At 36.6% G+C, this 22,310-nt stretch carries 19 protein-coding genes; 4 read left to right on the top strand and 15 right to left on the bottom strand.

The features are described from left to right. Positions 1-162 precede the first annotated feature (162 nt). Positions 163-1,212 carry an aldo/keto reductase gene (locus tag FHY45_RS11325; RefSeq protein WP_066103682.1) on the top strand — a complete coding sequence of 350 codons (1,050 nt, stop codon included), beginning with the start codon at positions 163-165 and terminating at the stop codon, positions 1,210-1,212. Positions 1,213-1,286: 74 nt separating this feature from the next. Here FHY45_RS11325 and FHY45_RS11320 read toward each other — a convergent pair whose 3' ends face one another. The 11 genes from FHY45_RS11320 to FHY45_RS11270 all read right to left on the bottom strand — a co-directional run bounded on the left by FHY45_RS11320 (position 1,287) and on the right by FHY45_RS11270 (position 14,066). Then, positions 1,287-2,441, bottom strand: a complete 1,155-nt coding sequence (locus tag FHY45_RS11320) for a thiolase family protein (protein WP_066103680.1) — start codon at positions 2,439-2,441, stop codon at positions 1,287-1,289. Positions 2,442-2,495: 54 nt separating this feature from the next. Then, the gene (locus FHY45_RS11315; RefSeq protein ID WP_066103678.1) at positions 2,496-3,473 is read right to left on the bottom strand and encodes an NAD(P)H-dependent flavin oxidoreductase; all 978 of its coding nucleotides are present in this window, start codon (positions 3,471-3,473) and stop codon (positions 2,496-2,498) included. Between the two features lie 537 nt (positions 3,474-4,010). Further along, complete coding sequence (locus FHY45_RS11310) at positions 4,011-4,466, bottom strand: HutP family protein (protein WP_066103676.1); 456 nt, start codon at positions 4,464-4,466, stop codon at positions 4,011-4,013. 376 nt (positions 4,467-4,842) lie between these two features. After that, positions 4,843-5,223, bottom strand: coding sequence for a helix-turn-helix domain-containing protein (locus tag FHY45_RS11305; RefSeq protein WP_066103674.1), 381 nt, complete (start codon positions 5,221-5,223; stop codon positions 4,843-4,845). A 350-nt stretch (positions 5,224-5,573) separates the two neighbouring features. Next, complete coding sequence (locus FHY45_RS11300; protein WP_225983567.1) at positions 5,574-7,322, bottom strand: glycoside hydrolase family 3 protein; 1,749 nt, start codon at positions 7,320-7,322, stop codon at positions 5,574-5,576. Positions 7,323-7,340: 18 nt separating this feature from the next. Continuing rightward, positions 7,341-8,183, bottom strand: coding sequence for an HAD family hydrolase (locus FHY45_RS11295; protein WP_066103672.1), 843 nt, complete (start codon positions 8,181-8,183; stop codon positions 7,341-7,343). Between the two features lie 76 nt (positions 8,184-8,259). Continuing rightward, the gene (gene uxuA, locus FHY45_RS11290) at positions 8,260-9,306 is read right to left on the bottom strand and encodes a mannonate dehydratase (RefSeq protein WP_066103670.1); all 1,047 of its coding nucleotides are present in this window, start codon (positions 9,304-9,306) and stop codon (positions 8,260-8,262) included. Positions 9,307-9,326: 20 nt separating this feature from the next. After that, on the bottom strand, positions 9,327-10,745 hold the full coding sequence (gene uxaC, locus FHY45_RS11285; RefSeq protein ID WP_066103668.1) for a glucuronate isomerase: 1,419 nt from the start codon (positions 10,743-10,745) through the stop codon (positions 9,327-9,329). A gap of 33 nt (positions 10,746-10,778) precedes the next feature. Beyond that, a complete protein-coding gene (locus tag FHY45_RS11280) occupies positions 10,779-11,423 on the bottom strand; it encodes a bifunctional 2-keto-4-hydroxyglutarate aldolase/2-keto-3-deoxy-6-phosphogluconate aldolase (protein WP_066103666.1) in 645 nt (214 codons plus the stop codon). An 88-nt stretch (positions 11,424-11,511) separates the two neighbouring features. Next, entirely contained in the window at positions 11,512-12,372 is an 861-nt protein-coding gene (locus tag FHY45_RS11275; protein ID WP_066103664.1) for an SDR family oxidoreductase, read from the bottom strand. A gap of 284 nt (positions 12,373-12,656) precedes the next feature. Beyond that, positions 12,657-14,066: an MFS transporter gene (locus FHY45_RS11270; protein WP_066103662.1), complete on the bottom strand. Its 1,410-nt coding sequence runs from the start codon at positions 14,064-14,066 to the stop codon at positions 12,657-12,659. 798 nt (positions 14,067-14,864) lie between these two features. On the opposite strand from FHY45_RS11270, the gene FHY45_RS11265 reads away from it, so the two are divergent. After that, a complete protein-coding gene (locus tag FHY45_RS11265; protein WP_139891896.1) occupies positions 14,865-15,254 on the top strand; it encodes a CidA/LrgA family protein in 390 nt (129 codons plus the stop codon). Further along, on the top strand, positions 15,239-15,931 hold the full coding sequence (locus FHY45_RS11260) for an LrgB family protein (protein ID WP_139891895.1): 693 nt from the start codon (positions 15,239-15,241) through the stop codon (positions 15,929-15,931). Before FHY45_RS11265 ends, FHY45_RS11260 begins: the two co-directional genes overlap by 16 nt. Before the next feature lie 36 nt (positions 15,932-15,967). Here the strand turns inward: FHY45_RS11260 and FHY45_RS11255 are convergent, their stop codons facing one another. The 4 genes from FHY45_RS11255 to FHY45_RS11240 form a co-directional block, all read right to left on the bottom strand. Next, the gene (locus tag FHY45_RS11255) at positions 15,968-17,518 is read right to left on the bottom strand and encodes a hypothetical protein (RefSeq protein ID WP_139891894.1); all 1,551 of its coding nucleotides are present in this window, start codon (positions 17,516-17,518) and stop codon (positions 15,968-15,970) included. 224 nt (positions 17,519-17,742) lie between these two features. Further along, on the bottom strand, positions 17,743-18,558 hold the full coding sequence (gene proC / locus FHY45_RS11250; RefSeq protein WP_139891893.1) for a pyrroline-5-carboxylate reductase: 816 nt from the start codon (positions 18,556-18,558) through the stop codon (positions 17,743-17,745). Positions 18,559-18,651: 93 nt separating this feature from the next. Next, positions 18,652-20,526, bottom strand: a complete 1,875-nt coding sequence (gene shc / locus FHY45_RS11245) for a squalene--hopene cyclase (protein WP_139891892.1) — start codon at positions 20,524-20,526, stop codon at positions 18,652-18,654. A gap of 23 nt (positions 20,527-20,549) precedes the next feature. Further along, a complete protein-coding gene (locus FHY45_RS11240; RefSeq protein WP_139891891.1) occupies positions 20,550-21,587 on the bottom strand; it encodes a threonine synthase in 1,038 nt (345 codons plus the stop codon). Between the two features lie 101 nt (positions 21,588-21,688). Here FHY45_RS11240 and FHY45_RS11235 point away from each other — a divergent pair, with 101 nt between their 5' ends. Next, on the top strand, positions 21,689-22,183 hold the full coding sequence (locus FHY45_RS11235; protein WP_139891890.1) for a hypothetical protein: 495 nt from the start codon (positions 21,689-21,691) through the stop codon (positions 22,181-22,183). The last annotated feature ends 127 nt before the right edge of the window (positions 22,184-22,310 follow it).

Here is a 22,310-nt window from a genome sequence, read left to right as displayed (position 1 = left end):
TATTACAAGGTTGGGGAGTATCGGTGAATTATTGAGTGAATCGGCTGAATTATATAAGAATTCAGCTGGATTATCGGTTAAATTGAAATGTTAGGAAGGATTCTTACTCAAAGATAAAGAAATAAGTACGCAGAAAGATATTCTGAGGATGGGGTTGGGAAGTTGAATAAAGATGAGATTCTAATGAATAATGGTTCTGCAACTTCAAAAGCTACTTCTGCATATTTAGATAGGCATGGAGTTATAAAAAGAGAACTTTCTTGTTTTTCAGTCTCTCCAATCGCCATTGGCACACATTTAGGCAGTATGGATGAAACAGACTCTAGACTTTATCGAACTTCGATTGAATATGGATTGAAAAATGGTATCAATTTTGTAGATACAGCAATTAACTATCGAGGAATGAGATCAGAACGTGACATCGGCTTAGTTTTATCTCGTTTAATTGATAATGGAACAATAAATCGCGAGGAAATAGTGATTTCTACAAAAGCCGGAATTATCCCAGGAGATAATGATGCAGGGCTTGTACCTAAAGATTATTTACAGAAAATACTCCTAGATGCAGCAATAGTTGAAGAAGCCGATTTACATATCGTAGGAAATCAGCGACACGTTTTGGCTCCTTCCTATTATCAGTTCGCAATCGAACAAAGTAAGAAGCATCTCAGAATAAATACCATTGACATCCATTATATACATAATCCCGAACTCTCAATGGTGGTTTTAGGAGAAGAAGCTTTTTATCATCAGCTTGAATCACTTTTTTTATTTTATGAGGAACAAGTATCCAGGGGAAATATTCGTTATTACGGGTTTGCATCCTGGGTTGGATTATTATGTAATCCTAAAGAGAAAGGGTATGTATCATTGGAGAAAGTTATGCAAACTTTAGTAAAAGTTGTTGGAGTAAATCATCATTTCAAATTTCTACAATTCCCCTATAACAAAATCACTCACTATGCCAAAACAAGACGAAATCAACAAGTAAATCAAAAATTTCATACTGTTTTAGATGCCGCGAAGGAATTTGGGTTAACTACAGTGACCAGCGCTCCATTTAACTTAGGTAAATTAATTGATAGAGAATGTACTCCAGACGATTATTTACTCTCCATTTTGGGAGAGCAAAACATTAGCTCAGTAATGGTGGGAATGAAACATCCGAACCATGTGGTTAACAATCTTAGATTAATACAGATAAAACATTAAAAATAAAAATTAGTGAATTGAGTAGAAGGCATAAATCTGATTTATGCCTTCTTTTGTTCCAAATAATCAATGTTTTATTCTATTATTCTTTCAATAATAGTAGCATTCGCCATTCCTGCTCCCTCACAAATGGCCTGTAAACCATACCTACCCTCTATCCGTTCTAATTCATGCATTAATGTAATCATGACGCGAGCGCCACTAGCTCCTAATGGATGACCAAGTGCAATAGCTCCTCCATTAACATTTAATTTTTCTGGGTCAGCTCCAAACTCCTCCATCCAGCATAAAGGAACAGGTGCGAATGCTTCATTTACCTCATATAAATCCATATCATTAATGGTTAAACCGCTCTTTTTTAATACCATTTTAGTAGCCTCAATCGGACCTGTAAGCATTAAGGTTGGGTCAGAGCCTATTACTGTTCTGGAGATAATTTTAAAGCGCGGCTTTAATCCCAATTGGGTCGCTTTCTCTTTTGACATAATAAGAAGCGCTGCAGCACCATCACTCATTTGACTCGCGTTACCCGCATGAATGACTCCGTTTTCTTTGAAGACGGTTGGTAGTTTGGCCAGTTTCTCCATTGAGGATTCACGACGCGGTCCCTCATCCTGAGTGACTATAGTTTTAGTCCCGTCATCATTAACTACTTCTATTGGCATGATTTCTCGTTCAAAACGTCCTTCCTCCTGTGCCCGGATAGCCTTTTGATGACTTCTAATTGAAAATTCATCTAGCTGATTTCGGCTAAATCCCCATTTTTCAGCAATTCTCTCTGCAGATAACCCCTGGTTAATTAATTCATAACGCGAAGACAGTTCTTCACTTGGTTTTGCATGTAACCTATTTGACCCCATTGGCACTCGAGTCATACTTTCAACTCCACCTGCAATTACAATATCCATATCACCGCTTAAAATAGCCTGTGCAGCAAAATGAACCGCCTGTTGACTTGAGCCGCATTGACGATCAATCGTTGTGGCAGGTACATGGATTGGGAAATCGGCCATCAGTACAGCTGATCTTGCAATGTTTATGGCTTGTTCTTCAACCTGAGAAACACAACCAATAATAACATCTTCAACCAGACCACTTGAAATACCAGCTTTCTCGGTAAGTTTACGTAAAACTCCTGCAAGTAAATCATCCGGACGAACTGAACTAAATACTCCCTTTCTTTTCCCGACTGGAGTCCTGACTGCTTCCACAATAACCGCTTCTCTCATTAGAGGTTCCTCCTTTAAAATTCACCTTGAAAATCAAATAACTTTTTTTTAGATTCATAACTTAGTAGCTGCTGTTGAAGGTAATATGTCTAATGCTTTCTCATATTCCTGCTGCAAAGTTTTAATAATAGACTCTATTGGTTGAATATCTTTAATCGACCCTACTCCTTGGCCTGCAGACCAAATATCCTTCCAGGCTTTTGCTTCATTTTGTTGACGAACCACATTCATTTCGCTTTTCCCCGGTAGGTTAGCTGGATCCAAACCAGCTTTTTTGATACTTGGTGTGAGGTAATTTGCATTCACACCACTAAAGGTATTCGTATAAATAATATCGCTGGCATTCGATTCAATTAACATTTCTTTATACCCTTCTTTAGTAACCGCTTCCAAAGAAGCGATAAACCGAGTTCCCATATAAACAAAATCAGCACCCAGCACTTTTGCTGCAAGAATTTCTTGTCCGTTTGATATACAACCTGCCAAAATAATAATTCCATTCCAAAATTGTTTAACTTCAGCTATAAAGGCAAACGGATTCAACGTCCCTCCATGACCACCCGCGCCATTGCAAACAAGAATTAATCCATCTACTCCGGCCTCAGCTGCTTTTTTTGCATGCTTAATGCTTATAACATCAGAAAAAACCAGCCCGCCATATTCATGGACGATTTTAACTTCATTTACCGGTTTTCCAAGTGACGTAATTACGATAGGTGGTTGGTATTTCTTTATTAACGCTAAATCACTTTCATAACGATGATTAGTAGAATGAACAATTAAGTTTACTCCCCAGGGTGCTATTTTTTTGTTTCTATGTTCTTTCTGTAATCTTACATGTCCATCCTTTATTTCTTGAAACCATGCCTCCAATTGTTCCTCAGTTCGTGCATTTAAAGTTGGAAAAGTACCAATAACCCCGGCATTACAGCTTGCAAGTACCATTTCAGGAGTAGAAATAATAAACATTGGTGAAACAATAATCGGCAAAACGGATTGCTCCGCTAATTCTTTGACACTTTCTTTTCTCATTTGTTCTCCACCTCCAATTTTTTTATCATTTTTTGATTTTACAACTACAAATTTCTGTTTTGGAATAAATAGAATCCTGTTGTCTATTTGATTTTTGAGAAAAGATTATGTAGAGTTTTACTAAAATCTTTATATTGGCGGTCTAGTTTGGATGGTGTATAGGATGGTGAAAGTACACCTTAATTTATGATCAATTACATAAAAAGCCCAGATTCAATTCCCTAAACAAGATACACTCTATTTCAAATTAGATAAGTAAAAATCCCCTCCATCCATTTAACTTAATGTGTAATTTTTTCAATTAGAATCTTTATTCATTAGCTACTTAAAATCACTGCATATAATACTTTTTCAACAACAGTTAGATATTCCCTTTAAATTACCGATAAAATGATTGTGTTTCTGTTTTTTTAACCATCCATACACATGGTCCTGCCTTGATCAAACATGTTATTCATAAAAAATATAAAAAGAAGACTTCACTAGGAAAAATTATTCCTGGTGAAGTCTTCTGAATAGGGTGACAGATAGCGCTGACTATAAATGATTAAAACCAAGGCCTAATGTTTCCTGTTCAATCCCTTTTTCCTCTGAATCAGACCGTCCATAAATGCAAACACCAATCCATTCATTGCCCGTGCTTATTTTTTTATTTTTACCTCTTACTATGCCATAGGTTAAATCAACTTTTTTAAGTAAGTCACCTACTTGAATGGTCCCTCTGCCGACTCCTTGTACTGCCTCTAAAATGGTATGATATAACGTATTTCGTTCATTGTAGGATTCCGAATTTATAATTCCCTTTGTTTTTGCACTTGCTTCAATGACAGAGATGACTTTATTCAAGTCGATAGATCCTATACTTCCCACAGTATACCGGCAATTTTCCATGTTTAACTGCTTCTTTATCATTTCTCCCGCTTCATTGTTATGTAAGAGTACCAATAAAGAAGTTAACTTGCCCATCGTGAAATCGTGATCCTGTATGATCATCTTTAGCACCCCCTCAGTAAATAAAGCAATTGCCAAGTGAGAATAAATTGTCCTTAAACCATTTTAATAATCACAACTTAATATTTCGTTTATTAGTGCTTTTTATACTTATAAACAAACGAATTCTTGGAAGCTAACTAAATTGAACATCTTTATCCCATTACTATATATGTATTTTAATTCGAATCGATTTATTTATGTTTTTTTAATAGGAGGGATCTTTTTTCAAATTTTCATTTGCATCCCTTTAAATCATAAATACGTAAACTTAAGGTGTAATTCATTCTATACATGCAAAACAGACCGACTTGCTATGCAAATCAGTCTGCCTGTTGAAACCTAATTTTATTTTGCTATTTATTTAGAATCCTGACCCTTATATTTTCTTAACTGGACCAAAATGATCCTCTAAAGCAACCTGCAGTATGCCGATTGAACGTTCCAGCTCTTTTTTCATTAACTTTCGGTAAATTTCTAATTCTTCTTTCCCTTTATCCGTTAAATAATAAATAAAAACTTCTTGAACATTTTCTTGCGGATCGCCGAGTATTTCGGTTCTTTTTTTTACGAATCCGGCTTTATACAATTCTTTATAGGTTTTATAAATTTCCGTATGGGTTGGCGAATAGCCAAATGGTTTAAATTTTTCTCTTAAATCATTTAACACCATGGAACCATAGTCCCTTGGATGAGAAGCAATCTCCAGTAGATAAAGCTTTAAAAATGCTTTTTGTTTTAATAAGAATCCTCTGTTCATTCCCCTCACCTCTTACATTAGACATCACTTTTAATCTTATATTATCAAATTTTTTCTTTCTTGGTGGGTTTTGTGATTTTTTCTTGGTGGCTGGGTTTTTAGAAAAAAACTATGAAGATTTGGAACATAGTTTGTTTAGTTCTTATTAATAAAAACATATGTTATTTTCTCTCATAAAAAGTAATTTTAAATGTTACCGGAGTTATTATACTTTTAGTGTTAATTCATTGAAGTTTATTATCTTAAAGTTAGAATGAACCATTAAAAAAGCGGACCCGCATGCTTAAAGCATGTAGATCCGCATGTTTTTCGTGGACTGAATATAATTTCAATATATCAATGACCGTATATTATAGTCTTGTATCCCACTTATTACACCAAACGTTTTCATTTGGTGTACCATGGAATTCTGATTCACCCATGATCTTGTCAATAACCGCTTTAATTGTGATTTCAGTATCTTTGTATGCATTAATATAGCATTTTACCATTGGCACATCAGTTAAGTGTGTTGTGAAGTTCAATGATACGAATACGGTTGGAACTTCATGTACATACCAAGGGATCTCGTTTGCCATAGCCGTTTTCCATCTGATACGGTAGTTGTTTTCTGCACCATAACCGATGACATTGGCAAATACAAGAGCTGCATCTACTTCTTCACGATATTTTAATGTTGGGCCTTTAACACGAGTGTCACCTTCGTTAACGGTTACTTCAAAGCCTCTGCTTTCAAGCTCTTTCACAATATAGTTAAGAGTTTTGTCATCGCCTTCATAAATGCCGCCTTTTTCTCCTTCTAAGAAATACAGACGAATACGTTTATGTGTTTCTGGGCGAATTGGCAATTGATCCAATGTGTTTTTAACAAGCGTAATTCCTTTATCTGCAGCTTGTTTAGCACGCTCGATATGATCTTCACAGCCAATTACTTTTAAGTCTTCTTCATTGCGGAAGATGGAACCGTCTTTTTGCGCTTTGTGCAAGCCTAGTGTCGCTTTAAAGCCCAGGATTCTTTCTAATGCATCTTGAAGTCGTTCTTCTGTAATGATTCCATTTTTGTAACCATTTAACATGAAGTTGTAGTCTTCATCAATATCGTTGAAGAACAAGAACATATCACAGCCTGCTGCAATGGATTGCGGTACATATTCTTCACGTCTCATCGCTGCTGTCATACCAAGCATATGAGATGCATCAGTCAAGACTAGACCGTTGAAGCCTAATTTGCCTTTTAGGAGACCATTAATTAATTCTGGCGCTAACGTAGCTGGCAAGATATCACGGTCTTCTAATTCAGGTACTAATGCTTTTTGATATTCTGGCAAAGCAATATGACCGGCCATAATAGAGTGTACACCGTTCTCAATATGATTACGGTATACTTCACCGAAGGATTTTTCCCATTCGTCTACAGATAATTCATTTACGCCCATGACTAAATGCTGGTCGCGTTCTTCTGTTCCATCACCAGGCCAGTGCTTAATGCAAACACCAACATTACTTTCTGTTAACCCTTTAATGTATGAATTTGTGTGCTTGATAACCGGTTCAGCAGTTGTACCGTAAGCACGAGTATTTACGATTGTATTTCTCCAGTTTTTTAGGATATCCACACATGGGTCGAAGTTCCAGTTAACACCAACCGCATGCGCTTCACGACCACTTACATAACCGGCATCAAAGGATAATTGTTCATCACCAGAAGCTTCACACATAGCAGCTGAGGCCACATATGTACCATCGTTTACCGCACCATTACCGCCTGCATCACAGTTCGCTGCTACTAGTAATGGAATTTTGGAATCCTTTTGAAGTTCGTTGATAAGTGCTTGTACTTTATCGGATGTAGCCCCCATATAACGAGCCCCGCCGATATGGTATTTTTCAAGCAGTTCTTTGTTTGTGAATGTATTACCGCTGAATTTATCATCACCAAAGAAGAATAGGTTAATAAATAACTGACCGATCTTCTCTTCTGTAGTCATTCCAGCGATTGTATCTTTAACCCATTTAATATCTTCATCAGATAGATTATATGGCTTTGCTTTTAGATCAACCTTTGGCATTGGGATGTTTTTAGCAATTTTTTGAATCATCTGGACTTCCTCCAAACCTTATTTTAAGTTATCGTTGAATTCCTTAATCAATTGTTCTTGGTATTCTCCTGCAAAGCTGCCGTCTAAGAATTTAGCCAAAGCTTCGTTTTGAAAACGATCCCAAGAGAATTTCTCTTTACCAACAAGAATTGGGTAATAAAGAACGTCATTTACCTCAGCAGCAGATAAATCTCCAGGAGCATCACCGATCATCAATACACGAGTGTTTTCATAACCGAATTTTTTCAATTGCTCTATGCAGTAAGCTTTAGTACCAGCTTCTTGTCCAAGCATGACATCAACATGTACGTTTAGTTCATGTCTTGTCCATTCATCAAGTACAGCTGCACCATTTGCTGATGATACAATCGCTACATCTGCTACATTATTAGCAGCTGCTAAGCCTTCTTTAGCACCTTCAACAGGTTTATCATTTCCAGCCAGTTCTTCCTCAATCGTACGATTAACCGCATGGCTCCACTCTAAAGCTTTCTTTAATTGCTCATCATTTGTTTCAGCAATCGCTCTTTCAAGTGATGGATTGGAAAGTTCATTCGTTGTTTCAGCCCATTTTTTGAAAGAAGTGATATCAGGCATTTCAATGCCTTCTTTTTCTAAAGCTTCGAAAGTAGCGACAACCCCTTTAAAGCGGTTGATTCCTCTTGTTCTTGTGTAAAGGTTGATATCATTCCATACTTTTAGGAAACGATCTTTAATGTGATGAAGCTCCCATACATCTACTGCACGCGGTCCAAATGCTTCTTCGTGTTTTACACCCATCGTATCCATTGCGCAACCATCGGAATCAACGCATACTAAAAAGTCTTTTGTTTTAACAAATTCTTTGATGTTGTCCTTCATTTCTATACTCTCCTTCTATATGAATAAGCCGATACGAATTCTTACTTGGAAGATTCGCATCGACTTATTTTAATCATTAGCGATTATTTTTATTTACTGCTTCCCATAATCCAATTAGGTAAGTAGCACCTAATGCACGATCATATAAACCGTAACCAGGCTTACCAGTTTCGCCCCAGATCATACGACCGTGGTCAGGACGGATTGGTCCTTCATAGTTGAAGTCTTTCATTGCTTTAATCACTTCATACATATCAACAGAACCATACTCAGATGGGTGAGCACTTTCTTCGAATGACATTCCGCCTGTTAATTTAACGTTGCGGGCATGTACAAAGTTTACGCGGTCTTTCTTACCAAAGTAACGAAGCATTTCTGGGAAATCGTTATTTGGGTGAGAACCAAGTGAACCGCTGCACATTGTTAAACCGTTATATGGGCTGTCATATAGGTTAACGAATCTTTCTAGGTTTTCTTTGTTTGTGATGATACGTGGTAATCCAAAGATATCAAATGGCGGATCATCTGGGTGGATTGCCATTTTTACGCCAGCTTCTTCTGCAACTGGAATAATTTCTTTAATGAAATACTCAAGGTTTTCCCAAAGTTTTTCATGATCAACATTTTTGTAGTGATCAAATAATTGTTGCAGGTCTTCTTTTTTATAGCTGGAATCCCAACCTGGTAAAGAAAGTTCACCTGTTAGTGGATCCATTTTCTTAGCTACTTCTTCTTCGAAGATAAGAGCTGTAGAACCATCTGGAAGACGGTATTCTAAATCTGTACGTGTCCAGTCAAAGATTGGCATGAAGTTGTAGCACACAACTGGGATACCAGCTTTACCAAGGTTACGTAAAGTCGTTTTGTAGTTCTCGATATATTTGTCACGAGTTGGCAAACCAATTTTGATATCTTCATGAACCGGTACGCTCTCGATAACAGAGATGTGCATACCAGCATCTTCTACAGTCTTTTTCAATTCTTCGATTTTATCCATCGGCCAAGCTTCACCAACCGGGATATCATAAATAGCTGTTACAATTCCTTTCATACCTGGAATTTGACGGATGTATTCCAAAGGAATACTATCAGTTTTTCCATACCAACGGAATGACATTTCCATAGTAAGTTTCCTCCTAAAAATTATTGAAGATCTATATTAAAATAGTTCTTAGCGTTATTAAAGCAGATGTTTTCAATTAAGTTTTGCAGCAATGCCGGATCATTTGGAATTTCGCCAGATTCTACCCAAGTACCTATTAAGTTACATAGAATGCGGCGGAAGTATTCATGTCTGCTATAAGAGATAAAGCTACGTGAATCTGTCAGCATCCCTACAAAGTGACTTAATAATCCTTGATCAGCTAAAGCTGTCATTTGGCGAATCATGCCTGGTTTAGTGTCATTGAACCACCAACCAGAACCAAATTGGATTTTACCCGCGATTCCTTCTTCGTTTGTTTGGAAGTTTTGAATCGTTGTACCAATCAGTTCGTTATAAACAGGATTCAAATTATACACAATTGTTCTAGGCAGGGAATCCCTGATTTCTAACGCGTCTAGCAGCGCATTTAATGGTGCGGCTACTTCGCCTTGATCACTGATGGAGTCAAAGCCTGCATCAGGTCCTAATCTTTTGAACATTTTTGTGTTGTTATTGCGGATTGCACCAAAGTGAAGCTGCATTGCCCAGCCTCTTTCTGTGTAGGCCTTTGCAAGAGCAATCATGATGGCTGTCTTGAATTTATTTTCATCCTCTAGGCTTACAGCTTTACCGCTACGGCCAGATTGATAAATTCCATCTAATTCGCTTTCATCGAATTCAGCAAATGGAACCTCTGATAGGCCATGGTCAGAAATTCTGCAGCCTTTTTCGTGGAAATATTGAACTCGATCCAATAGAGCCGCAATATAATCCGCATAAGTTGCTAATGATTTGTCAGCAACCTTTTCAAGAGTCTCCACGAATGGAACGAATGTAGCTTTATTGATTTCCAATCCTTTGTCAGGTCGGAATGAAGGAAGAACCTTCACTGGGAAATCAGGCAATTCAGCGATTTGCGCATGATACATAAGATCATCCGTCGGATCATCTGTCGTGCCAATTACTTTTACATTTGAGCGTTTGATGAGTTCGCGAACAGAAAAATCATCTTGCTGCAACAATTCATTACAACGGTTCCAAATGCTTTCCCATGTTTGTTCGTTTAATAATTCTTCAATACCGAAGTAGTTTTTTAACTCAATATGAGTCCAGTGATACAAAGCGTTTCCAACTGTATATGGAACAGTTTTAGCCCAAGCCTCAAACTTCTCCTTCGGATCGGCATCACCAGTAACATACTTTTCAGGAATCCCATGTGCTCTCATTGCTCTCCATTTATAATGGTCACCTTCGAGCCATAGTTCAGTTATATTTTTAAATTTACGATTCTCTGCAATATCCTTTGGGGATAAATGGCAGTGGTAATCATAAATAGGCATATTCTTAGCGTATTCATGATACAACTTCACAGCTGTTTCATTTTGCAATATAAAGTTTTCATGTATAAATGAACTCATCCGCTTTACCCTCCTTTATGTAGCAGGTCTTGATTATTTATTTTGAAGTGTTGCTAAATGGTCCATAAACTCTCTTGCAACTGCTTGGACAGAGCTGTAATCTCCATCTTTCACATTCTTCGTTAAGGCACTTCCGATACCTACTGCAAATGCACCAACTTCGATCCAGTCAGCCAAGTTATCCTTGCTAACACCGCCTGAAGGCATCATTTGAACATGTGGAAGTGGTCCGTGTACATCCTTAATGAAGGATTTGCCAAGAAGGCTTCCAGGGAACATTTTGATAACATCAGAACCGTATGTAACAGCCTCCATTACTTCAGTTACGGATCCGCAACCTGGTAAGTAAGGAACACAATAACGATTACACATTAATGAAATGTTTTTATCAAAGTGTGGACTCACGATATAGCGTGCACCCTTCATAATAGCAAGACGAGCTGTAGCTTCATCTAATACTGTTCCAGCACCAATGATCATGTTGTCATCATTCATGCTTGCAAGTTCAGCAATAACGTCACCTGCATCAGGTGTTGTAAATGTAATTTCTAAAGAACGAATACCGCCTGCATATGCTTGTTTAGCAATTTCAACAGCTTCTTCTTTTGTCTTACCGCGAACAACTGCTACAACATAGCCTTTGCGCATTTCATTTAATACTTCAAATTTTGGTAACATAACATTCACACTCCAGTTTTCGAGTCGATATCAACAAAACAAATAGCGATAGATTAATCGCTATTTGTTTTCAATTTTTTAGCCCTAATTAAACACCAGAATATGCAGAGAACGCACCATCAACTGGGATGATTACGCCATTAACAAAGCTGGATGCTTCATGGCTTGCAAGGTATAACATTGTTCCAACAAGCTCTTCCGCTTCACCAAAACGATCCATCGGTGTATTGCGAAGGATTTTCTCAGAACGCTCAGTGTAAGAGCCATCTTCGTTTTTCAACAATTTTTCATTTTGTGCTGTAACGAAGAATCCTGGAGCAATTGCATTAACACGGATTCCAACTTTAGACATGTGAACCGCTAACCATTGTGTAAAGTTACTTACTGCAGCTTTCGCACCGCTGTAAGCAGGAATTTTTGTTAATGGTGTGTATGCATTCATAGAAGATACATTGATGATTGTTGCACCTTTACGATTTACCATATCACTTGCAAATTCTTGAGAAGGTAATAAAGTACCTAAGAAATTCAAGTTGAATACGAATTGAACTCCTTCTGGATCTAAATCGAAGAAAGTGATTGTATCTTTCAATTGACCATTCAAATCTTCTGGGAATAAATATTCTTTAGTAGTAGTTCCAAGTGGATGGTTACCACCAGCACCGTTGATTAAGATATCGCAAAGTCCTAATTTTTCTTTTACAACTGCGTGTGCAGCTTTTAGGCTTTCTTTATCTAATACGTTTGCTTCAACACCAATCGCAATTCCGCCTTTTTGGCGAACTTCTTCAGCTTTCTTTTCAGCATTTTCTAAAGCGCGGTCAAGAATGGCAACTTTCGCTCCACATGCAGCCAAAGCATCAACAAATGCTCCGCAAAGGATTCCAGCGCCGCCTGTAACAACCGCAACTTTATCTGTTAAATCAACTTTAAAAGGTAAAGTAGTCATTTCGTCATACCTCCATATATTTGCATTGAAATTTTCATAAACACTATGTATACGTGTTATTGCATGCTTGTATACTAGCATACTTGACGAGTTATATCAATAATTTATTTTTCTAAATTTGAACATAACTCATACATTAAATGCCCATTACTTATCATGCTCTACCAGATTCAAAGTATGTACGTAATTCATTAAATACTCTTCCTTTTACATCCTTTTCTTCTTTTTACAAATTCCCCAATAACAAAAAAAGATAGCCCATTTAAGAGCTATCTCTTTACTAATTATTTTTTACGTCTTTCAGCAATATCAATTGCAAGTTGCTCTGTACGTTTCTTGTTTAATGGGTACAAGAACATTAGGATTAAGAAAATAACTGCATAGAACAACGCTGGTGCTAATGTACCAAGTGCATGAATTCCATTTAACGTACCTTCTGTTTGTGTTTCAAGTGCTGCATTGTAACCAACTGCAGCGATCAAGAAACCGCCAAGACCACCAGCAACGGCTTGACCTACTTTACGAGCGAAGGAGTAAACTGAATAAATCGTTGCATCTTCACGTAAACCAGTTAAGAACTCATGATAATCAATAACATCCGTTACAAACGCCCAAATAACAACGTTTAAGAATGCTGTACCAAACATACCAAGTGCTGCAATCCATACAAATGTCATTGCATCAATATCTTTCAGCATGAATAGTACGAAGTAAATGATAGCCGCAAATCCCATACCAATAGAAGCAATTTCTTTTTTACCGAAACGAGCAACTAATGGTTTAACCAACGGCATTGCTATAAATGCTGTAACTGTAGTCATAACACCAACAAGACTTAACGCTGCAGTGCTAGTGAAATAATCTTTAAATAGGTATACGTTTACTGCTCCCATAAGCATGCTGTTTGTCATGAATAATAAAGATGCAGTTAAAATCCAAATAAGTGGTTTGTTTTGACCAATCGCTTTAAGCGTTTTACGAAGATCCATTTTTTCTGCATCATTTGTTTCAGGAACGATACGTTCAGTTGTTAATTTGTAGCAACCGATGTAACAAGAAATTGCCAACACACCAAAGATACAAGCAGCCATAAACATACGATTTGCATCGATTTTGTTATCAACAAAGACAATCATTGGTCCGACTGCATTGATGATCAAGCTCGCAAGCATCATACCAGCTGTTCTGTAAGTAGATAAAGAAGTACGTTCAACTGGATTATCTGTCATAACAGAAGCCATAGATCCGTAAGGAATATTAACTGTACTGTACAAAGTACCCCAAACGATATATGTTACGAACGCCCATGCCAAGTAGAAACCATCACCCATACCAGGAATCGTAACGAACATTAAAACCCCTGAGAAAACTAATGGGAATGACATTCTTAGTACCCATGGTCTAAATTTACCATTTTTAGTTGGTTTTCTAGTGTCAATAAAACGTCCCCAAGTTACGTCTGCTACTGCGTCCCATAAACGAGCAGCCATGAAGAGCGCACCAACTGTCGCTGCATTGATGCCAAAAATATCGGTATAGAATACCATTAAGTAAGCACTTACCAATAAGAAAAAGAAATCGTTTCCAAAGTCACCTAATAGATATCCAATTTTGTCCCTCATGCCGAAAGGACGAACATTAGGAGTAGGGTTTTCTTTTGGTGAGCCTTGTTTTTTCAAAGCTTCTGCACTCATTTAATTACCTCCAAATACTATAATAGTTATAAATGACGAAAATACCGCCAAGCAGGTTCAAACACTTACACTCCATACTTCCATCAATCTTTTGTAAACAGTAAAGGCTTCTTAACTGGTAGTATATACTTACTCCTAAATTTTATTTACATTTCATTTTGCTCATTATTTCACAAAGAAAAGTAAAATAAAATGCAGGAGTTAAAATTGTTCTAAAACTGATTATTAATACTTCGTGTAAAAATAAATTATAATTACTATTGCTCATTATTTCACAAACAAGAGTAAAATAAATGTTTGAAACTTCTTCTTGGTTCAAACTGTGTTTCGTTCATTTACACTAGTATACTAGCATGCGCATGATCAGATTAAAAGACCTTTTTTTAATTTTTTAGGAGGTAAAATAAACCAAACAAGAATCCTCACTAATTTTTCTGTTTCCGTTTTCATAATCAAGACTTTAAACGGTACAAAGCTGAACAGATAATGACTTACGTTTTTCTAGCTTATAAAGGGTCTTATTACTTCTCTCCTCATATGCATATAATCATCCTCTTATCACCGCTTAATCAAATGAGAAATCAATATAGAATGTTTTTGGAAAAGCGAGCAACAAAGCCTCTGATTTGTCCTCATCTAACAGGATTCAAAAAGCTAATAAGATGTACTAGCTAAAGTACAAGTGCAATTTCCATAAAGTGCAAATTGTTTGACTTGTCAGAAGGGAAGCGTAATATCAAATTATCATTTAAATTTGGAGGTGAAGGTTACTTTCACTCTATAGTAGCCAATACGTTCATGAAACATTTAGTCATATGCTCGCAAATCGTTGTTCTTTTTCTTTTTTATTATATCGGCGTATTCATACAAGAGCTGTTTAGCATTCCCATCCCTGCAAGTATCATCGGGTTATTATTACTGTTAGTTTGCTTGAAATTCAAAGTGATTCCAGTTGAATACATTAATCGCGGAGCTGGTTTTTTAATTGGTTTCTTACCTTTGTTATTTGTTCCAATCTGTATCGGTGTTATAAAGTATCCCGAGCTATTCTCCTCTAAAGGTTTCATCATTATGTTTGTCGTATTTATTAGTACAATCTTTACCCTGCTGATATCCGGAGGAACCAGTCAGATACTCGAAAATTCAGTGAACAAACGAAAGGATCAAAATAAATGGGGAAATTACTGATTGCCATTACAATTATTATTATAACTGTCATCATATTTCTTTTATTAAATAAACTCTATATCCGATTTTCCTATCCCTTTCTTTTGCCAATCTTAACAACAACCATTTTAATTGTTTGCATCCTTTCAGTTTTTAATATTTCTTATGATACATACATGATTGGCGGAGAATGGATTAATCAATTACTTGGTCCGGCAGTAGTTGCACTTGCTTTTCCGCTTTATAAACAATGGAGAATGTTAAAAGATCATATATTCGTCATTTTAGGAGGTGTCTTTCTTGGGGTATTGGCAGGAATGGTTAGTGGACTTCTATTTAGTAAGCTGGCTGGTATAGCCGAGGAGACTGCCGTTTCCATATTGCCAAAATCATTAACTACCCCGGTTGCTGTACAGATCTCCGAGGAGTTAGGCGGGGTTCCGGCATTAACAGCTATTTTTGTCATGATAGCAGGTCTAACCGGGGCTATTTTAGGTCCGCTTATTTTAAATTTATTCCACATAACAAATCCCGTTAGTAAAGGCATTGCTTTAGGCAGCGCATCGCATGCAATTGGTACCTCAAAGGCATTTGAATTCGGTGAATTAACCTTTTCCATGAGTTCGATCTCCATGACATTAAGCGCAGTTTTTGGTTCCATTTTAGGACCAATTATCATGAACCTCTTTATTAACTAGGGGTAAAAAAAGTCCGTTTTTGCTGAAACGGACTTTTCATATACTTTGCGCTACCTCTTTAATCCCGTAATTTTCATTCTCAATTTGTTTCACCTTATCGCTGCATTCCTGTAATTGTTGATTCAGTTTGATAAGCTCCTTTTCATATTTACTTTTAATCTTATTCTCCGTTTCAATCATGAAATCAATATCCGTTAATTCCTTCTGTATTTGTTTAATCCCAATTCGATCAGCCCGTTTAAAGTCACTATCCGAATCTAAAATATCTCGGACTAAGCTCTCAAGAAGCTCATCCACTTTTTTCTCTTTACCAAGCTGATCAAGTGTCACTGACATATTCAGCAATTTATTAGTAAATTGTTTGATTAAACTGGTTTCCAATATTTCATTGCTTTTGGATGCAGCTAATTGGTTTAATTTTTTTTGGATGTGAATGTACTCAGTACGATGTTTTTCAAAACTTTGATTTATCGTCAACTCATTTATATCCATAAAAAGGAGTGTTGATTTAAGCTTGTACATTTCGATATTCAATCGTTCCTGAATATGATTTTTTTGATTTGCAAATTCGTTTATCCGCTGCCGGGATTTATGGACAGATGAACTCATTTCGATATGTTTCATTTCTAATAAATCAGAATGATACTCCAATTGACGGTATTCCTCTACCCTTCTTTTCCATTCATTCAGGAATAAAACTGGACTGGACACAGAATTTTCATCGCATAAATACGCTAAAGTTATCTGCATTAGGATAAAAGGCATTAGCCTTTTTTTTATGGCTCGATGCTGATAGTTTATTTGAAGGACTCTGCCTCCAAGGACATAGGGTGTAATAAAATATGGAGAAGTTAATAATTTTGTCGTAGGGGAAATATTTTCTTGATTGATTAATGGGATATTCATTGGAAGCTTTTCATTGTAGTTCATTAAAAGCTTTGTAAACATATCAAAAAATGAAGGAAGACTGATATTTGATACCTGAATAAGTAAAGTGGATAATTCTATTTCTTTAAAAACCTCAATTGACAAATAATTTGCAGGCAATTGTTGAAGAAGGATCCATTTTTCATCCTCTGAGAGCTGAATTATAAATTCATATATAGTGTTTAAAAAATCCTGCTGATCCTCAACTGAAAGATTTTGAAAGCGATATTCCACCTCATAAAATAGCTGTCTGAGCTGATAGTGAATAATGTGATGGATCCTTGTAAACTCAATTTGTTCCGTGTTTTGAAGGAATGATTTTTCCTGATTTATATATATTTGATATACTTTTTCAACAATTTCTTCACATTGATTATCCACATGGAAAGCTTCACTATAATAAACACCTTCTAGTTCAAGTGTTTTATTCATTTCCTGAAACAAACTGACCTGCAATGCCTCATCTGAGAGATGAATATATTCATCGGTTTTTTCAAGAAGGCAGTTTACATAATCAGTGTTATGTTTCCTAGAAATGATTTTGTTAAAATTAAATGGGATTAGTTCTTTTAGATTTAAATTCGTTAATAAACTGTAAATGATTCGTAAATCGGCTCCTTTCAACGAATAGATACTGTTAGATAATAAAGTTCCATCCATATAACTCACTCTCCCGACCTTAACAGATAGAAACATTTTAACATGGAAATAGTTGTTAATATACGTGTGAGTGTAAATCTTTTTCAATTTAATTAAGATTGATAAAAGTGTAATTCATAAAAAGCGGGACAAAGAATGGTTTAACTACACCATGAATAATCACTGCATAAAAAACAGCATCCATATCCCTAAAAGGTAAAATGGATGCTGCATTATTTTCGTTTCTAGTAAACTTCATCATTCATTTTCTTTGATTGTTCAGCACAAACCTCCATCGCTTTAATGACAGAACTTCTGAATCCTTGTGCCTCCAGTTCTGTGATGGCAGCAATCGTTGCACCACCTGGGGAGCAAACTTGATCCTTCAGTTCTGCTGGATGAATCCCTGTTTCCAAAGCGAGTTTTGCCGATCCCATAATGGTTTGTTCAGCCATTCGATAGGCCTTTTTTCGATCTATCCCTAATTTCACAGCTGCATCTGCCATTGCTTCAATTAATACGAAAATATAGGCTGGAGAAGAACCGCATAAAGCAATAAACGCTTCGAAATCATCTTCTTTAAGAATTTCATATTCTCCAAACACACTAAATAACTGGCAGATTTCCTCTAACTCTTCTCCTGTGACATGGTCATTTGGACAAATAGCTGTCATCCCTGCATTCACCAGGACAGGAGTATTAGGCATAGACAATATAAATTTTGATTCTGCTCCAATCCATTCATCCATTTGCTTTATTTTAACTCCGGCAGCAATCGAAATAAGAATCTTCTTATCAGTAACATATTCTCTTATTTCTTTAATAACTTCTTCATATTGGTTTGGATTAACTGCTAAAAAGATTATATCTGAATTTAGGACAACTTCTTTATTATCCAGAGTTGTATGAATCGGCCACTTTTCCGAAATAGCAACTTTTGATTCTTCTGAGCGCACAGATACCAACAATTGATCAGCGAGTTTTTGATTACTGTTAATCAAAGAACCAACCATCGCTTTTCCCATATTTCCACAGCCAATAAAACCTATTCTCTTATTCATGCTTCAACACCTATTCTTCCTCATTTGCCACTATTCTAACATAAAACAAGTAAAAAATAGAAAATTAGGATTAGCGCGCTCATTCCCATGTAGCTATGTATGGTCAGTAATCAGTTTCTTTTCATAATGACCCAGTGCTAACAGAGGAAAAATATAATTATAGCTTTCATAAATGATATAAAAACCACCCCGTAAACCGAGACCTGTTGGATACCTCTTTGCATTAGGATGGTATAACTCTTCATTTATTAAAAAGTTAACCCCTTTCTGAATGGTTGGTGAAGTTGCCCGCTTAACTGCTAAGAGAGCATCCAATGCCCAGGCTGTCTGGGATGGAGTACTGTAGGACAATGGGATATAACGTTCTTTATCTGCACTCATACAGGATTCTCCCCATCCTCCATCTTTCAGCTGGATAGACTCCAGCCATCTGATTGCTTTTTGGATAGAAGGGTGCTCAGGCTTGATTCCGATTGCACATAGTCCAGTCACCGCTGCCCACGTTCCATAAATATAACAAACACCCCATTTTCCATACCAGCTACCATCTGATAATTGTTCTTTCAGAAGCCAGGCAGCTGCTCTTTTAATAAAGGAATGGTCATGTGTTAATCCAGCATAATTACCCATAAATTCTAAAACACGACCTGTCAGGTCTGAGGTAGAATCGTCAATGATGGCATCCTTTGCATTTTCGATTGGTAGATAAGCAAATAAAGAATTATAGGCATCTTTTTCAAAGGCTCCCCATCCTCCATCCTTATTTTGCATGCCCTTCAAATACGAGAAACCTTTTTTCCAAGCAAGATTTGCTTGTTGGTTCAATTTACTTTGCTTTGTTAATGCTCGTAAAACCGCACTTGTATCATCATTATCCGGTATATAATGATTGCTGTCAGAAAATCCCCATCCCCCAGGAATCACATCTGGAGCATGTACTGTCCAATCCCCTCTCGTGCTTTGTTGTTTTTTCAGCAAATACGCATTTGCTCGATCGATAACAGGATGGGTTGCCTTAACCCCCGCTTCTTGTAAGGAATAGCTTAATAAAGCTGTATCCCACACCAGGGAGGGTGAATTTTGCAAATGAAGGCCATAAGGTGTATCCGTTAAATAGCTCTTCATTCCTTCCACCGCCTTAAGAATAATCGCTGAGTTTCGTTTATACCCTAAGGCAAGTAAAGCATAAATCATATAACAGGTAGCCGAACTATAACTATACAGTGTCCCATTCTTCTCAATCCGGTCAATCATTAGCTTTTCTGCAGATTGATAGCCTGCTTTTTGCCAAGAGGATGGAGAAAAATTGAGGGTCTTTAGTTGATTAATCAATTGTTCTGTCTGAAAAAAACGTTCCTCTCTAAACCATCCACCTTCTTGTCCATCAAGGAAACTCTTATCTATCCCCTTGTGTTCATACATAAATCGTTTATTAATGCAGATGGTCATAGGAGTTAAATGCACTCTGGCATAGTTACTGCATTGATACATGTTAAAATGTACATGGGGCGGGAGCATAAAATAACTCATCGGAAATTTAAAAAAGCTTGGATAATTATACATTCCATTGACTGCGAGCATCATTTTAGTCATAAAGTGAGATTTTGATACTCCACCATGCTTAATTATAAATTGTTCAGCTCGCTTCATCTCCTCATCCATCCGAGTAAATTTGCCTGACACAAGCAGGGCTGTATAAGATTGAACGGTGGTAGATAAATTACCATCCTTCTCATCCGGATAGATACTCCAAGACCCATTATCATTTTGAGTGCGCAGCAGCCGTTTCACTAGTTGATGCATTAATTCTTCTTCATCTATTCCTAAGGTCCGTATAAGTAAGATCATAAAACAATCCGTTAATGAAGATCCTTCAAAGTTGAATGTCCATGAACCTGATTGATTTTGTGTTTTTTCCAGCCTTTCTAGCTTGGAGGCTATATACTTCTCAACGTTAGATTTTGTCATAACTATCTTATCACCCCAAAAAACTATTTGGATTTTCCTATCTCGCTAAAATTACTAAGGGGTATCACAATCGATTCATTTTTGATTGAAAAGTCTCGATAATATCTCATGCATCCTGCGTAGGCTGCTGCACTTTGTTCATCTATCTGATAACCTCTCATAAAAAGCGCTTTACTGGCTTGAATGATTTCAGTTTTCGTAATGGTCTGTAAGTGTCCATCTGTCTCTTTAATCATTTTTATCAATTCTTTATATAGGGGTTGAGGGATAGATACCGCTTTACTTTTTACAGGCAGAGAAGTTGATTGAATGTCGACAATGATAAATCTGGGGAGTTTTCCTATTAAATGATGTTCTAAAAGATCCTTAAATCCATAATAAGTACCTACTGCTAACATACTGGTTTCAACCGAGAACGTAACGATATCAGGATGACGGTGTCCCAACTGCTCCCATATCTCATATGCATATGTTTTTGCTCCCTCAATCATATAGGGGTGAAAGTCGGGTAAAATAAAATTATTTGCAGCAGATTCTTGATCAGAAACAAAATCGCTTACTCTGACTCCTTCATTTCTGTGTGCATCCACCAGCTGACAGGCTGTATTTTCAGGTAAAGCTAACTCACAGGCAATTTGAGCATGTTTTGCATATTTAGCAACAGAAAGACTCATACAAGTGGCTTCCGTTATAAGGATGTTTTGTATCTTTTTCTCTAGTAACTTAGTCACTAATAATGCTGAGCATCTATCTATATAAGATTGGCTTGGTAAAGTGTTTTCTAATTTTAAGTAGATGTGCTGATTGTCCGAGTCCAATTTATCGAGCACGGTATTCCCCTCACCTAATGATACCTTCTCCCATGCACGTTTGTTTGCTTGTACTGATACTACTAGATAGTACTTCCACATCGTCTGGTTCTCACCAACAATCCAATTATCCTTAAAAATGCTTTTACTTGTTTTGATTATTAACAGACCGCCGCATGTACAACAATTTTTATCCGTTTCCTCCATGAATAGCTCCTGGCAATCTACACAAATAAATTGAATTTCACTCATTCCTGCTCCTCTCGTTAATCAGTTAATCAACATATTAAGATGGAAAAGTTTGCGTTTTTCATTTATGATGATGGTATTAATAAAAATATGGAGGCGATTAGATGATTGATGTATTTCATGGAACCTCTACTACCAATTATGAAAAAATTCTCGATAAAGGCCTTACACTACGGACCTCTTTCAGTCATGGAAAAAAGCATGGTGATGCTATTTATGCCACGACACGTAAACATTGGGCTAAAAAGTTTGGACCAAACATCATAGAGTTTCGCGTCAATACGGAATACTTCTTATTTATTGAAGATGAGGACTATGCTAAATTATATGATTCATTTACCAATGAATTCGTACAACCTTACGAAACGATAAGTGCATATATATACCATAAACAATTCGATAAAATTCGTAATTTATCTGGAGTTAATAACAGAACAAACATTAAATTATTTATTAGAGATACCGAATTTAAAATAGGCAGCTTGCTTCGCGAAATGCTCACCTCTAACGGCTACAAAGGTATTGTTATCTCATCAGAAGACAGTAAAGGTCCATTTTATGATCTGACAATTTATGACCTTAGCTGTATTAGCATGTAAACCACCTCCTTTTTACTTATTCGAGAAACCTCACCACTATCCTCATGGCGTTTTTTTAAAACTGTTTCCTGCTGAATAATAAGTTTATAGATACTAAATGGTCAAATAAGGTTAATTTCAAGAATAT

The organism is Bacillus sp. D386 (assembly GCF_006346415.1).
The sequence above is the reverse complement of the archived record's forward strand: the minus strand, read 5'-3'. Positions and strand labels throughout refer to the sequence as shown.

What these genes read in the sequence shown, in the direction of transcription:
- FHY45_RS11295 (WP_066103672.1), bottom strand. Translation starts at nt 8,183, where the DNA reads ATGAAGGACAACATCAAAGAATTTGTTAAAACAAAAGACTTTTTAGTA.
- FHY45_RS11310 (WP_066103676.1), bottom strand. Translation starts at nt 4,466, where the DNA reads ATGATCATACAGGATCACGATTTCACGATGGGCAAGTTAACTTCTTTA.
- FHY45_RS11255 (WP_139891894.1), bottom strand. Translation starts at nt 17,518, where the DNA reads ATGGATGGAACTTTATTATCTAACAGTATCTATTCGTTGAAAGGAGCC.
- FHY45_RS11270 (WP_066103662.1), bottom strand. Translation starts at nt 14,066, where the DNA reads ATGAGTGCAGAAGCTTTGAAAAAACAAGGCTCACCAAAAGAAAACCCT.
- FHY45_RS11265 (WP_139891896.1), top strand. Translation starts at nt 14,865, where the DNA reads ATGAAACATTTAGTCATATGCTCGCAAATCGTTGTTCTTTTTCTTTTT.
- FHY45_RS11305 (WP_066103674.1), bottom strand. Translation starts at nt 5,223, where the DNA reads ATGAACAGAGGATTCTTATTAAAACAAAAAGCATTTTTAAAGCTTTAT.
- proC (WP_139891893.1), bottom strand. Translation starts at nt 18,558, where the DNA reads ATGAATAAGAGAATAGGTTTTATTGGCTGTGGAAATATGGGAAAAGCG.
- FHY45_RS11240 (WP_139891891.1), bottom strand. Translation starts at nt 21,587, where the DNA reads ATGAGTGAAATTCAATTTATTTGTGTAGATTGCCAGGAGCTATTCATG.
- uxuA (WP_066103670.1), bottom strand. Translation starts at nt 9,306, where the DNA reads ATGGAAATGTCATTCCGTTGGTATGGAAAAACTGATAGTATTCCTTTG.
- FHY45_RS11235 (WP_139891890.1), top strand. Translation starts at nt 21,689, where the DNA reads ATGATTGATGTATTTCATGGAACCTCTACTACCAATTATGAAAAAATT.
- shc (WP_139891892.1), bottom strand. Translation starts at nt 20,526, where the DNA reads ATGACAAAATCTAACGTTGAGAAGTATATAGCCTCCAAGCTAGAAAGG.
- FHY45_RS11280 (WP_066103666.1), bottom strand. Translation starts at nt 11,423, where the DNA reads ATGTTACCAAAATTTGAAGTATTAAATGAAATGCGCAAAGGCTATGTT.
- FHY45_RS11275 (WP_066103664.1), bottom strand. Translation starts at nt 12,372, where the DNA reads ATGACTACTTTACCTTTTAAAGTTGATTTAACAGATAAAGTTGCGGTT.
- FHY45_RS11320 (WP_066103680.1), bottom strand. Translation starts at nt 2,441, where the DNA reads ATGAGAGAAGCGGTTATTGTGGAAGCAGTCAGGACTCCAGTCGGGAAA.
- FHY45_RS11315 (WP_066103678.1), bottom strand. Translation starts at nt 3,473, where the DNA reads ATGAGAAAAGAAAGTGTCAAAGAATTAGCGGAGCAATCCGTTTTGCCG.
- FHY45_RS11300 (WP_225983567.1), bottom strand. Translation starts at nt 7,322, where the DNA reads ATGATTCAAAAAATTGCTAAAAACATCCCAATGCCAAAGGTTGATCTA.
- uxaC (WP_066103668.1), bottom strand. Translation starts at nt 10,745, where the DNA reads ATGAGTTCATTTATACATGAAAACTTTATATTGCAAAATGAAACAGCT.
- FHY45_RS11260 (WP_139891895.1), top strand. Translation starts at nt 15,239, where the DNA reads ATGGGGAAATTACTGATTGCCATTACAATTATTATTATAACTGTCATC.